11 protein-coding genes are annotated in these 13,007 nt (G+C 73.1%); 7 read left to right on the top strand and 4 right to left on the bottom strand.

Features of this window, described 5'->3' with window-relative positions; translation table 11 throughout:
* Positions 1–35 precede the first annotated feature (35 nt).
* Positions 36–671 (bottom strand): DedA family protein, encoded by a 636-nt coding sequence (locus OG332_RS06700; protein WP_327412578.1) that lies wholly within the window; start codon positions 669–671, stop codon positions 36–38.
* Positions 668–1,444 (bottom strand): MBL fold metallo-hydrolase, encoded by a 777-nt coding sequence (locus OG332_RS06695; protein WP_327412577.1) that lies wholly within the window; start codon positions 1,442–1,444, stop codon positions 668–670. Before OG332_RS06695 ends, OG332_RS06700 begins: the two co-directional genes overlap by 4 nt.
* A gap of 117 nt (positions 1,445–1,561) precedes the next feature.
* Between OG332_RS06695 and OG332_RS06690 the strand changes: the two genes are divergently transcribed.
* The 6 genes from OG332_RS06690 (at position 1,562) to OG332_RS06665 (ending at position 9,299) form a co-directional block, all read left to right on the top strand.
* Positions 1,562–1,966 (top strand): hypothetical protein, encoded by a 405-nt coding sequence (locus OG332_RS06690; RefSeq protein WP_327412576.1) that lies wholly within the window; start codon positions 1,562–1,564, stop codon positions 1,964–1,966.
* A gap of 150 nt (positions 1,967–2,116) precedes the next feature.
* A complete protein-coding gene (locus OG332_RS06685; RefSeq protein WP_327412575.1) occupies positions 2,117–4,258 on the top strand; it encodes a phage holin family protein in 2,142 nt (713 codons plus the stop codon).
* Positions 4,259–4,333: 75 nt separating this feature from the next.
* Positions 4,334–5,758, top strand: a complete 1,425-nt coding sequence (locus OG332_RS06680) for an amino acid permease (RefSeq protein ID WP_327412574.1) — start codon at positions 4,334–4,336, stop codon at positions 5,756–5,758.
* A gap of 42 nt (positions 5,759–5,800) precedes the next feature.
* Positions 5,801–6,250 (top strand): SRPBCC family protein, encoded by a 450-nt coding sequence (locus tag OG332_RS06675; RefSeq protein WP_327412573.1) that lies wholly within the window; start codon positions 5,801–5,803, stop codon positions 6,248–6,250.
* Positions 6,251–6,352: 102 nt separating this feature from the next.
* Positions 6,353–7,414: an ATP-binding protein gene (locus OG332_RS06670; protein ID WP_327412572.1), complete on the top strand. Its 1,062-nt coding sequence runs from the start codon at positions 6,353–6,355 to the stop codon at positions 7,412–7,414.
* Between the two features lie 61 nt (positions 7,415–7,475).
* Positions 7,476–9,299 carry a vWA domain-containing protein gene (locus tag OG332_RS06665; protein ID WP_327412571.1) on the top strand — a complete coding sequence of 608 codons (1,824 nt, stop codon included), beginning with the start codon at positions 7,476–7,478 and terminating at the stop codon, positions 9,297–9,299.
* 4 nt (positions 9,300–9,303) lie between these two features.
* Here OG332_RS06665 and OG332_RS06660 read toward each other — a convergent pair whose 3' ends face one another.
* Complete coding sequence (locus OG332_RS06660) at positions 9,304–10,890, bottom strand: RNA polymerase sigma factor (RefSeq protein ID WP_327412570.1); 1,587 nt, start codon at positions 10,888–10,890, stop codon at positions 9,304–9,306.
* 214 nt (positions 10,891–11,104) lie between these two features.
* Positions 11,105–11,866 carry a methyltransferase domain-containing protein gene (locus tag OG332_RS06655; RefSeq protein ID WP_327412569.1) on the bottom strand — a complete coding sequence of 254 codons (762 nt, stop codon included), beginning with the start codon at positions 11,864–11,866 and terminating at the stop codon, positions 11,105–11,107.
* Positions 11,867–12,134: 268 nt separating this feature from the next.
* On the opposite strand from OG332_RS06655, the gene OG332_RS06650 reads away from it, so the two are divergent.
* Positions 12,135–12,980 (top strand): bifunctional 5,10-methylenetetrahydrofolate dehydrogenase/5,10-methenyltetrahydrofolate cyclohydrolase, encoded by an 846-nt coding sequence (locus OG332_RS06650; protein ID WP_314246957.1) that lies wholly within the window; start codon positions 12,135–12,137, stop codon positions 12,978–12,980.
* The last annotated feature ends 27 nt before the right edge of the window (positions 12,981–13,007 follow it).

The raw sequence follows: 13,007 nt of genomic DNA, 5'->3' as shown, positions 1-13,007 counted from the left end.
CCGACCCGGGACGGCCGGATGGTCCACTCCTCGCCCTACTGCTGCTCCCGCCGGGCCCGCAGCCGGCGCCAGAGCGCCGGCCCCGCGCTGATCAGCAGGGTCAGGCCCACCGCCAGGGCCACGCCCTTCCACGGCTCCGAGAAGAGGGAGCCGCCCAGGATGCCGATCAGGCCGTACGTCGCCGCCCAGGCCAGGCAGGCCGGGGCGTCGCCGCGGGCGAAGCGGCGCAGCGGCATCTGCGCCAGCAGGCAGGCCAGCATCACCGGGATCCGGCCCGCCGGCACCAGCCGGGAGACCACCAGCACCATGACCCCGTGCTCGTCCAGCTTGGTCTGCGCCCGCTCCAGCCGCTCGGGCGTGGCCCGGCCGCGCAGCGCCGCCAGCCACCGCGAGCCGTTGCGCGACCGGACCCCGCGCTGCCCCAGCCAGTACAGCGCCAGGTCCCCGGTGAACGCGGCCAGCGCCGACACCGCGACCACCAGCAGCACCCCGTACGGCGACTGGTGATGGAACGCCACCACCGCCGCCGAACTCACCAGCGCGCCCGTCGGGATCACCGGCACCAGCGCGCCGAACGCGACCAGCACGAACAACGCCGGGTACCCCACCGCCTGCTGGGTCGTCTCGGGCGGCACCTGGCCGGCCGCAGCCGTGAGTTCGCGCCAGGTCACGGCAGCCGCACCCGCTCGCCGTGCCCGGGTACCCGTACGGCCACCTTCGGTGCCAGTTGCCGGGCGCGCCGCTCGAACTCCTCGCCGGGCGCGTGGAATTCGTGCGGCCGCACCGCGTCCAGCCCGACGGGCCAGTACGTCCCGTAGTGCACCGGCACCGCTGCCGCGGGCGCGAGCCGGGCCAGCGCCTGCGCCGCACGCCCCGGGTCCAGGTGGCCCGGGCCGAGGTACGGGCCCCAGCCGCCCACCGGCAGCAGGGCCACGTCCACCGGCCCGACCTCCTCGGCCATCGTGTCGAACAGCCCGGTGTCCCCGGCGAAGTAGGTCCGGGCCGCGCCCTGGACCACGTACCCGAGCGCCGGCGCGAGGTGCGGCCCGAACGGCAGCCGCCGCCCGTCGTGCCGCGCGCTGACCGCCCGTACCCGTACGCCCTCCCGTACGGCGACCTCCTCGCCCGGCACCAGCTCCGTCACCTGCAGCCCGCGCAGCCCGGCGGCGCGCGCCAGCCCCGGCACCGCCCGGCGCGCCCCGCGCGGCACCAGCAGCCGGGTGCCGGGCGCGAGCCGCTCCAGCGACGGCAGATGCAGATGATCGGCGTGCAGGTGCGACACCAGCACCACGTCCGCCACCGCGGCCTCGGGCGGGGGCACCGCCCCGCGCCGCCGTCGCAGGTGCGCCAGCCGCCGCGCGAACAGCGGGTCGGTCAGCAGCCTGACCCCGGAGTCCTCGACGGTGCACGTGGCATGGCCCCACCAGGTGATCTCCACCGGCACCGGCCTCCCTCCCTCGCACCTCGTCCACGAGCCTAGATGCTGCCCCGAGGATCCGCCCGGAACCGGAAGTGCCGGGCCCCTCCTCTCCGGGGGCGGATCGGAGTAGGGTCCGGCGGCATGGAAGAGTTGCGCGTGGCCGCCATCGCCAGCCTGGCCCCGCTCGAAGACCTGGACGCCGACCCCTTCGCCGTGGACACCCGCGGCCAGCACGCCATGTGCGCGCGCTGGGCCGCCGACCGGGGCTACGTCGTCACGAAGCAGCTGCTCTTCTACGGGCTGCGCGCCGACCACTGCGGGCTCTGGTCCGACGTCGACGCCGGGCAGGTCGACCTCTTCGTCGCCGCCAACCACCGGGTGCTGGCCCGCGCACTGCGCTCCGTCGAGGAGTTCACCGCCGAGTGCGAGCGGCGCGGCGTACGGCTGGAGACCGCCGGGGACGACGAGCCCCAGTACACCTCCGCGATGAAGGCCGAGGTGCACCGCCGGCTGTCCATGCCGACCGCCGGATACGACGGCACCTGACCGGCCCGCTGCTGACCGCCCTCCCCGCTGACCGGCACGCTCCGCTCACCGGCCCCCTCCGCACTCCGGTGCGCCCTCCGTGTCGCCCGGCCGACCGGGCCCGGCTGTGCGAGCCTGGAAGGCGGGACGGGGCTCGCGGGAGGTGGCGGCGTGTGGCGGGGACGGTGGCGGACCACGGGCAGCGCCCTGGTGCGGGTGGTCCTCGTCTGGGCGGTGTCCACCCTCACCATGCTCGCCCTGGCCGGGATCCTGCCGGACTTCCGTCTCCAGTCCGACGACGGTGACAGCATCACGCAGATCGGGCTGACCGCCGCCTTGGGCGCAGGGGCCTTCAGTCTGCTGAGCGCGGTCGTCTGGCCCGTGCTCGTACGGGCCCTGCTGTTGGTGCCCGCCCTCGTCCTCGGCCTGCTCGTCTTCTTCCTGAACGGCTCGCTCCTGCTCATAGCGCTCAGCCTGATCCCCGCCTGGCGGGGCGAGGCGGCTCCCGAGACCGCGGTGGTCGTGGCCGCCGTGATGTCCGCGGTGGCGTCCGCGACCTCCACCGCACTCGCGGTGCGTGACGACGAGGCGTACCGGCGCCGCCTCTACCGGCTCGCCGACCGCCGCCGACGCAGGCTGGGGGTACCTCCCAGCGGTAGCTGGGGGAGCAGGGCGCGCGCGCCCGGGGCCGGCGAGGCAGCACCCGGCCTGGTCTTCCTCCAGCTCGACGGCGTCGGGTACGAGGTGCTGCACGGCGCCTGCGGCAGCGGGCTGATGCCCACCGTCGCCGACTGGCTGGACCGCAGCCACCGGATCACGCCCTGGCGCACGGACTGGTCGAGCCAGACCGGCGCCAGTCAGCTCGGCATCCTGCACGGCTCCAACTTCGACGTGCCCGCCTTCCGCTGGTACGAGAAGGACACCGGGGAGGTGATGGTCTGCAACCGGCCCACCAGCGCCGCCGAGCTGCAGCGGCGGGCCGTCGCGCGCACCGGGAACGGCGGACTGCTCACGCTCGACGGGGCCAGCCGGGGCAACCTGTTCAGCGGGGGCGCCGACCAACTGGCGCTCGTGCTCTCGGTCTCGGCCCGGCGGGGCCGGGCGAACCGGTCCCGCGCGGGCTACTTCGCGTACTTCTCCGATCCGGCCAACGCCGTCCGCACGGCCGTGTCCTTCGTCGCCGAGGTGGTCCGGGAGATCGGGCAGTCGCTGCGGGCGCGGATCCGCGGGGACCGGCCGCGGGTGGCGCGCGGCGGGCTGTACCCGCTGATCCGGGCCTTCGCGACCGTGGTCGAACGGGACGTGGTGGTCGCGGCGGTGATCGGCGACATGCTCGCCGGCCGCGCCGCGGTCTACGCCGACCTGGTCGCCTACGACGAGGTCGCGCACCACTCGGGCCCGCGCGGCCGGGACACCGACAGGGTGCTGGCGCGCCTCGACCGGAGCCTCGCGCTCATCGCCAGGGTCGCCGAGCACGCCCCGCGGGAGTACCGGATCGTGCTGCTCTCCGACCACGGCCAGAGCCCGGGCGAGACCTTCCTGAGCCGCTACGGACTGACCTTGAAGGACCTCGTCCGGGCGGGCTGCGGGCTGCCGGTCTCCCGCCGGGCCGGCCGCACCCGCAGCGGGGCCGAGGCCCGGGCGGCCGTGCTCGCGGCCCTGCACCGGCCGGTGGAAGAGGGGGAGGAGGCCCGTCCCGGGCCGGGCTCCGACCCGGTGGTGCTCGCGTCGGGCAACCTTGCCCTGATCTCCTTCCCGGACGTCCCCGGCCGGGCCTCGCGCGAGCGCGTCGAACGCGCGCACCCCGCCCTGCTGGCGACGCTGGCGAACCACCCGGGCGTGGGCTTCCTGCTGGTGGACGGGGTGCTGCTGGGCCCGGGCGGGGCGGTGGCCCGCCTCGACGTGCCCGGCGAGGCGGAGGAGCTGCTGTCCCCCTTCGGCCCCGGCGCGGCGCAGGCCGTCCGCCGGACCGATGCCTTCCCGCACGTGGCCGACATCATGGTGAATTCGGCGTACGACCCGGACACGGGCGCGGTGCACGCCTTCGAGGAGCAGATCGGATCGCACGGCGGGCTGGGCGGGGAGCAGGGGCACCCGTTCCTGATGTGGCCCACGGAGCTGTCGGACCCGGGGGAGGAACCGGTGGGCGCGGAGGCGGTGCACGGCGTACTGCGGCGCTGGCTGCGGGAGACGGACGGCCCGCAGGTCCCCCTCGGCCTGCGGCCGGGGCCGGTGGAAGATCCCCGGCCGGAAGCGGCCAACAGCGGAATCCTTCCCTCCGTCGAGGTGCCCGCACCGGACGAAACGCGCTGATTTGGTACCGCCCGCGCGGTGGCCGAGCATGTGTCGACCTGCCCAGCATGTGAGACACCCAGAGGCGCACCACCGATGACCAGCACCATGACCACCGCGGCACCGGCCCAGGCCCCGGCCCCGGTTCCCGCCCCCGGGACCTCCGAGCCCCGCCCGCAGGGCGAGCGCCGCTTCGGCCTTCCCGTCGCGACCTGCCTGGTCATGGGCAACATCATCGGCGGCGGGATCTTCCTCCTCCCCGCCTCGGTGGCCCCCTTCGGCACCATCAGCCTCGTGGCCTTCGCCGTGCTCACCCTCGGCGCAATCGCCCTCGCCCTCGTCTTCGGCCGCCTCGCCCACCGGCACCCCCAGACCGGCGGCCCGTACGTCTACGCCCGCGCCGCCTTCGGCGACTTCGCCGGCTTCCTCGCCGGCTGGAGCTACTGGATCACCACCTGGGTCTCCAACGCCGCGCTCGCGGTGGCGGCCGTCGGCTACCTCGGCGTGCTCTTCCCCGCCGTCGGCGCGCACAAGTGGTCCATGTGCCTGGCCGCCCTCTGCGTGCAGTGGCTCCCGGCGCTCGCCAACCTGGCCGGCACCCGGTACGTCGGCGCCGTCCAACTGGTCTCGACCGTGTTGAAGTTCGCCCCGCTGCTGCTCGTCGCCGTGGGCGGGCTGTTCTTCTTCGACCCCGCCAACCTCGGCCCCTTCCAGGCCACCGGCCAGAGCGCGGTCGGCGCGGTCTCCGCCTCCGCCGCGATCCTGCTCTTCAGCTACCTGGGCGTCGAGTCCGCCGCCGTCAGCGCGGGCGAGGTCCGCGACCCGGCCCGCAACGTCGGCCGGGCCACGATCCTCGGCACCGTCGGCGCCGCCACCGTCTACCTGCTCGGCACCCTCGCCGTCTTCGGGCTGGTCGCGCACGAGAAGCTGGTCTCCTCCGAGGCCCCCTTCAGCGACGCCGTCAACGCCATGTTCGGCGGCACGTGGGGCGGCACGGTCGTCGCCGGCGCCGCCGTGATCTCGATGGCCGGCGCGCTCAACGGCTGGACCCTGCTCAGCGCGCAGACCCCGTACGCCGCCGCGAAGGACGGACTCTTCCCGAAGGTCTTCGAGACGAAGAAGCGCGGAGTCCCCGTGGCCGGCGTCCTCATCACGGTCGCCCTCGCCTCGGCGCTGACCGTCTACAACCACACGGCCGGCTCGCAGCGCGTCTTCGAGGTCCTGGTCCTCGTCACCACCTTCACCGCGACCGTCCCGTACCTGCTCTCCACCGCCGCGCAGATCTACTTCCTGGCCTCGGGCCGCTCCGAGCGGGTCCGGCCCGGCCGCCTGGTCCGGCCCGGCCGCCTGGTCCGCGACGCCGTCCTCGCCTGCCTGGCCTTCGCCTTCTCGATGTGGCTGGTCGCCGGCTCCGGCTACGCGGCCGTCTACCAGGGCGTGCTCTTCCTCTTCGCGGGCGTCCTCGTGTACGCCGTGATGGCCGCCCGCAGGCAGCGCGCCACCGATTCGCCCGCGGAGTAATTTGGAAGGAGGGGCCAGTCAGGGGGGCTCCAAGGGGTCGCCATGTCCGCGATCAGCAAGAGCATCGACATCGACCGCACGCCCGAGGACGTCTACTCCTACATCACGGACCCCACGCACCTGCCGGAGTGGCAGGACAGTGCCGTGTCCGCCCTTCCCATGGGGGACCTCCCCGTCCACGTCGGTTCCCAGGTCCTCGTCACCCAACAGATCGGCAGGCGGAGGATTCCCACGAAGATGGAGTACACGTCCATGGACCCGCCGCGGAGCTGGCACCTCCACGGCGTCGAAGGGCCGGTCCGGCCGGACGTGCGCGGCAGGATCGAACCCCTCGACGGCGGGGCCCGCTCGCGAGTCACCCTCTCCGTCGACTTCGAGGGCCACGGTGTGGGCAGGGCCCTCGTCCCCCTCGTGGTCAAGCCCATGGTCCGCAAGGAGATGCCGCGCGGCGAGGAGAAGCTGAAGCACCTGCTGGAGCACTCCGCGCGCTGACCGCCACAGGGAGCGCCGGCCCGAAAACCGGGTGCCCGGGAGAGCGTGGTGTGCCCACACTGGGCGCACCACGCACCCGAACTCCCGAGGACAACCACGCCCGTGCAGGCTGCCGTCACCGTCACTCCCGCCCAGATCCCCGAACTGCTCCTCGGTCTCGCCACCGTCCGGCCGGTGTTCCTGTGGGGGGCGCCGGGCATCGGGAAGTCCTCGCTCGTACGGAAGTTCGCCGATTCGCTGGGCCTGGAGTGCGTCAGCCTGCTCGGCACCCAGCTCGCCCCCGAGGACCTGATCGGCGTACCGCAGATCCGTGACGGCCGCTCCGTCTTCTGCCCGCCCGAGTCCATCGCCCGCGACGAGCCGTACTGCCTCTTCCTCGACGAGCTCAACGCCGCGAGCCCCGACGTCCAGAAGGCCTTCTACTCGCTGATCCTCGACCGCCGGATCGGCTCCTACGAGCTGCCCGCCGGCTCCATCGTCATCGGCGCCGGCAACCGGGCCACGGACAACGCGCTCGCCCGGCCCATCGCCTCCGCGCTCGTGAACCGGCTGACGCACGTCCACCTGCGGGCCTCGGCCGCGGACTGGCTCGTCTGGGCGGGGGAGAACGGCATCCACCCCTGGATCACCGACCACCTCACCGACCGCCCCGACCACCTGTGGTCGCAGCCGCCCAAGACCGAGGAGCCCTTCTCCACCCCGCGCTCCTGGCACATGCTCTCCGACGCCCTGCACTCCTTCGGGCCGGAGCTGGACGAGCAGACCCTGAAGGTGATCGCCCACGGCACCCTCACCCCCGCCCACGCCGTCTCCTTCTGCGGCTACGCCAAGATCGTCCGGCACACCTTCGGCATCGAGGCGATCATGAAGGGCGACGCCTCCTGGCCCACCCGCCCCGCCGACCGCGATCTCCTCTACTACCTCGCCGAGTCCTTCCGCGGGCGGCTGCTCAAGGAACTCCCGGCGCAGAAGGAACACGTCTCGCCCGCCGTGCGGCAGTCCGCGCACCGCTTCAAGTCGCTGCTCGTCCAGCTCGCCGAGATCTCCGTCGAGGTGGCCCAGACCGTCATCGCCGACGACGCCCACGGCCTGCCCGTACTGCCCGCCTGGTTCCTGGTCGAGGCCGCCCGGGACATGCCCCGGCTGGTCGAGGCCCGCCGGTGAGCGGGCCCCGCCCCGGCGTGGGCGACCGGACCACCCCGACCCGCCGAAAGGGGGCCGACGCGTGAGCCGGACCGCCCCGCGCAGCAGGAACGGCAAAGAGGCCAAGGCCGACCCCGCCACCCGGGCCTTCACCGAAGGCCTGACCCTGGTCAGGCGGAACCCGGCCCTAGGCGCGGTCGACGCCAAGATCTGCCGCCAGGCCACGTGCCCGGACAACCCGGCCGGGGGACTGGCCGTCGTGACCTCCAACGGCAGGATCCACGTCCACCCCACCCAGCGCGCCGAACCCGCGCAATGGGCCTGGACGATCGCCCACGCCCTGCTCCACCTCGGCTTCGGTCACGTACCCGCCGCCGACGACCGGCACCGCCCCCAGCCCGACCGCTTCGAGATCGCCGCCCGCTGCGCCGTCGTCAACCGCTTCCTGCTGACCTTCCCCGTCGGCCGGGCCCCGGACCACCTGCCCGCCGAGTACCCCGGCGGTGACGAGGAACTGCTCGCCGCCCGCTGGCGCCGCGACGGCATCCCTGCCGCCTACGAGCACTGCGGCACCGCCGGGGACCACCCCGACCAGGTCCTGGAGTCCTGGAACGCAGGGCAGAGCACGGCGGTCCCCGACTGGGAGACCGCCTTCGCGCACGCCCTGACCCGCAGCGTCTCCGCCGCCATGGACGCCGCCGGCGGCCGCCGCGACCGGGTCACGGGAGAGCGGGTCCGCCCACGCCCGTGGGACCGGGCGCTGAACTGGTTCGTCTCCTCGTACCCGCTGCTCGGCGGGCTGGCCGCCGGACTGACCGTCGTCGCGGACGCCGAACTGGCACGTGACCGCAACATCTCCATCGCCGCGGTCAGCGCCACCGCCGGGGAGATCTACATCAACCCGCTGCGCACCTTCGAGGACGAGGAATGGCGGTTCGTCCTCGCCCACGAGATGCTGCACGCCGCCCTGCGCCACGGCGAACGCTGCGGCGCCCGCGACCCGTACCTGCACAACGTCGCCGCCGACTACGTGGTCAACGGCTGGCTCGTGGAGATGGGCGTCGGCACGATGCCCGCAGGGCTGCTCCACGACCCCGCGCTGCGGGACCTGTCCGTCGAGGAGGTCTACGACCGCATCACCACCGACCTGCGCCGGATGCGCCGCCTCGCCACGCTGCGCGGCAAGGGCCTCGGGGACATCCTGGGCGAGCCGCTGGCCCACCCGGGCAGCGGCCCGTACACGGACCTGGACGAGTTCTACCGGCGCGGCCTGGTCCAGGGCTTCGACCTGCACGGATACGGGGAGCGCGGGCTGCTGCCCGCGGGCCTCGTCGAGGAGATCCGGGCGCTCGCCCACCCGCCCGTCCCCTGGGACGCACGGCTCGCCCGGTGGTTCGACGCGTACGTGCCGCGGCCGGAGGCCGTACGGTCCTACGCGCGCCCGGCGCGCCGCCAGGCCTCCACCCCGGACATCCCCCGCGCGGGCCGGTACTTCCCGCCGCAGGAGATCGCCCGCTGCACCTTCGGGGTGGTGCTCGACACCTCGGGGTCGATGGACACCGCCCTGCTCGGCAAGGCGCTGGGCGCCATCGCCTCGTACGCGGAAGCCCGCGACGTACCGGCGGCACGCGTCGTCTTCTGCGACGCGGCGCCGTACGACGCGGGCTATCTGCCGCCCGCCGAGATCGCGGGCCGGGTACGGGTGCGGGGGCGCGGCGGGACCGTGCTGCAGCCGGGCATCGACCTGCTGCAGCGGGCGGAGGACTTCCCGCCCGGAGCCCCGGTCCTCGTGATCACGGACGGCTGGTGCGACACCCTGCGGATCCGGCGCGAACACGCCTTCCTGATCCCGCAGGGTGCCTCCCTGCCGTTCACACCACGAGGGCCGGTCTTCCGACTGGCCTGAGGGCTTAGTCGAGGTAGTCGCGCAGCACCTGCGAACGCGACGGGTGGCGGAGCTTCGACATGGTCTTGGACTCGATCTGGCGGATGCGCTCACGGGTGACCCCGTACACGCGGCCGATCTCGTCCAGGGTCTTCGGCTGGCCGTCGTTGAGGCCGTAGCGCATGGAGACCACGCCCGCCTCGCGCTCCGAGAGCGTGCCCAGGATCGACTGGAGCTGCTCCTGGAGGAAGGTGAACGAGACCGCGTCCGCCGGCACGACCGCCTCGGAGTCCTCGATGAGGTCACCGAACTCGCTGTCGCCCTCCTCACCCAGGGGGGTGTGCAGGGAGATCGGCTCGCGGCCGTACTTCTGGACCTCGATGACCTTCTCGGGGGTCATGTCGAGTTCCTTGCCCAGCTCCTCCGGAGTGGGCTCCCGGCCGAGGTCCTGCAGCATCTGGCGCTGCACCCGGGCGAGCTTGTTGATGATCTCGACCATGTGGACGGGGATGCGGATGGTGCGCGACTGGTCGGCCATGGCACGCGTGATCGCCTGCCGGATCCACCAGGTCGCGTACGTGGAGAACTTGAAGCCCTTGGTGTAGTCGAACTTCTCCACGGCGCGGATCAGACCGACGTTGCCCTCCTGGATCAGGTCCAGGAAGAGCATGCCGCGGCCGGTGTAGCGCTTGGCGAGGGAGACCACGAGACGGAGGTTGGCCTCCAGCAGGTGGTTCTTCGCACGGCGGCCGTCCTCGACGAGGATCTCCAGCTCGCGCTTGAAGGCGGGCTTGTGGTCCTCCTCCTCTTCGAGCTTGTACTCGGAGAAGAGACCCGCCTCGATGCGCTTGGCGAGCTCCACCTCCTGCTCGGCGTTGAGGAGCGGCACCTTGCCGATCAGCTTGAGGTAGTCCTTGACGGGGTCGGCGGTGGCGCCGGCCACCATGACCGTCTGCGCCGGAGCGTCGTCCTCGTCGTCGTCGGACAGGACGAAGCCCTGGGTGCCGCCGGCCTTGGGGGCCTCTTCCTCGGCCTCGTCGGCCAGGTCCTCGGCTGCCCAGTCCTCGCCCTCCGCCGCGGGGGTCTCGCCCTCGTCGGCGTCCTTGGCGCTGGTCTTCTTCGCCGCGGCGGTCTTCTTCACGGCGGTCTTCTTGACGGCGGTCTTCTTGACCGTGCGCTTCTTCGGCTCGGCGGCGGCCTCGGCCGATGCCTCGTCCGCGGCGGCGGTCGGCGAAGCGGATATCGCCGTGGCCGTGGCCGTGGCGGTGCTGGCGGCCGAGGTCTTGCGCGCGCCGATGGGGCGCGGCGCGGCGGCGGCCTTCTTGGCCACGGTGCGGGCCGGGGCGGCGGCAGCCTTGCGGGGCTTCTTCGCGGCAGCCTTGGTGGCGGGGGCCGCGCTGACGTGGAGGGCGACACCCTCCTCGTCCAGGACCTGGTTCAGGCTGCGCAGGACCCGCTTCCACTGGTCCACCGGGATGCGGCCGGCCTCGAAGGCCTGGCGCACGTCGTCACCGTTGATGTGACCCTGCTCGCGGCCGCGCTCGACGAGCGCGACGAGGGCCTCCGATTCGGCGATCTCCGGAGGGAACGTACGGGACGGGCTGAGCGACACAAGGAGCCTCTCGTTGCGAACAGATATGGGGTGGACGGGACATCATCGCGCGAACTCGGGAAACAGACCCGAGGGGGGTCTGTATTCCGGGCCGCGCGAGGACACCTGTCGGTTCATCGCATGCCCGAGTCGATTCGTTACGCGCTGAATTGAGTGACCTGCGCCACGCTGTGGCCGCGCAACCTGATCTGGCGTGATTCCGTCCACCCTCCTTTCAGCCCTTTTTGCGGGCCTCGATGAGGAAGCGGGCGGTGTGCGCGACGAACGGACCTTCGCGTTCGATCTGTTCGTGCAGCTCGCGCAACCGGTCCCGGTACTGCCCGACCGTGAAGCCGGGCACCATCCAGATCACCTTCCTCAGAAAGTAGATCACGGCTCCGACGTCGTGGAACTCCGTGCGCAGACGTTCGGACCGCAGATCGACGACTTCGAGGCCGGCCCCGGCGGCCGCGGCGACCGCGTCGTCGGGGTGCCGGCCGCGCCGGACCTCCTCCGGCTGCGGGCCGAGGAAGTACTCGACGAGCTCGAAGACGCTCGCCGGACCGACCTGCTGCGAGAGGTAGGTGCCGCCCGGCGTCAGCACCCGCGCGATCTCCTCCCACCAGATGGTCACCGGGTGCCGGCTGGTCACCAGCTCGAAGGCCTCGTCGCCGAAGGGCAGCGGCGGCTCGTCGGAGTCGGCGACCACCACCGCGCCCAGCGGGTGCAGCAGCCGGGTCGCCTTCTCGATGTTGGGCGGCCAGGACTCGGTGGCGGCCATCAGCGGGGGCAGGGGCCCGGACCCGGCGAGGACCTCGCCGCCGCCGGTCTGGACGTCCAGTGCCGACCGGACCTGGGACAGGCGCTCGGCCAGCAGCCGCTGGTACCCCCAGGAGGGGCGCTGCTCGGTGGCCCGGCCGTCGAGCCAGGAGAAGTCCCAGCCGTCCACGGAGACGGATTCGGCCTCGGCGACAAGGTGGTCGAAAGTGCGCGTCATGTATCGATCGTCCCAGGTCGGGCGCCGGTCATCCACCGGATATGTCGACTAGAGTGGACGCGGGCCGTGACTGGCGTTCGGGTGGATCACCACCGGGGAGCGGCCCGGCGTACCTGCGGACCCCCGGACCTGCGGATCTCGGGACCTTCCGGTACGTCGACTGCCGCGCGCCTGGGCGAACCGCGATCCGCAGCGACGTTCAGGAGACCCCGTGACGACTGCCCAGACTGCTCAGCCTGCCCAGGCCGCCACCGACACCGCTCGGCTGATGGACGGCACCGCCCTCGCCCGCCGCATCTCGGAGCAGACCGCCGCGTACGCGGCGAAGATCACCGAGCGCACCGGCACCGCGCCCTGCCTCGCGACCGTACTGGTCGGCGAGGACCCCGCGTCCGTCACCTACGTGCGCATGAAGCAGAACCGCTGCGCCAAGGCCGGGATCACCTCGCGCCACGTCGAGCTGCCGGCCGAGACCACCACCGAGGAGCTGGTGGCCACCCTCACGGCGCTCTCCGAGGACCCCGAGATCAGCGGCATCCTGCTGCAGCACCCCGTTCCGCACCACATCGACGAGCGCGCCGCCTTCGAGGCCATCGCCCCGGGCAAGGACGTCGACGGGGTCACCATGCACTCCTTCGCCGCGATGGGCTTCGGGCTGCCGGGCTTCGTCTCGTGCACCCCCGGCGGCATCATGCGCCTGCTCGCCGCCTACGACGTGGACCTGACCGGCAAGCACGCCGTCGTCGTCGGCCGCAGCGCCATCCTGGGCAAGCCGGCCGGAATGCTGCTGCTGGAGCAGAACGCCACCGTCACCTACTGTCACTCCCGCACCCGGGACCTCCCGTCGATCGTGCGCCAGGCGGACGTGCTGGTCGCGGCCGTCGGCAAGGCCGAGTTCATCCGGGGCGAGGACATCAAGCCGGGCGCGGTGGTCCTGGACGCCGGGTACAACGAGGGCAACGTCGGCGACGTCCACTTCGAGTCCGCCGCCGCGCGCGCCTCGCTGATCACCCCGGTCCCGGGCGGTGTCGGCCCGATGACCATCGCCGTCCTGCTGGAGCAGACCGTCCAGGCGGCCGCCGCGCAGGCCGGCCTGGACCTCGCGGAGCTCTGACCGCGCCGCACGCGTACGACGGACGCC

Origin of the sequence: Streptomyces sp. NBC_01233 (genome assembly GCF_035989305.1) — a bacterium.
Classification (GTDB): domain Bacteria; phylum Actinomycetota; class Actinomycetes; order Streptomycetales; family Streptomycetaceae; genus Streptomyces.
This window is presented reverse-complemented; position numbering and strand designations above follow the sequence as displayed.

Excerpts from the sequence above, each read along its gene's own strand:
- OG332_RS06690 (WP_327412576.1), top strand. The coding sequence starts at position 1,562 with ATGGAAGAGTTGCGCGTGGCCGCCATCGCCAGCCTGGCCCCGCTCGAA.
- OG332_RS06680 (WP_327412574.1), top strand. The coding sequence starts at position 4,334 with ATGACCAGCACCATGACCACCGCGGCACCGGCCCAGGCCCCGGCCCCG.
- OG332_RS06675 (WP_327412573.1), top strand. The coding sequence starts at position 5,801 with ATGTCCGCGATCAGCAAGAGCATCGACATCGACCGCACGCCCGAGGAC.
- OG332_RS06655 (WP_327412569.1), bottom strand. The coding sequence starts at position 11,866 with ATGACGCGCACTTTCGACCACCTTGTCGCCGAGGCCGAATCCGTCTCC.
- OG332_RS06650 (WP_314246957.1), top strand. The coding sequence starts at position 12,135 with ATGGACGGCACCGCCCTCGCCCGCCGCATCTCGGAGCAGACCGCCGCG.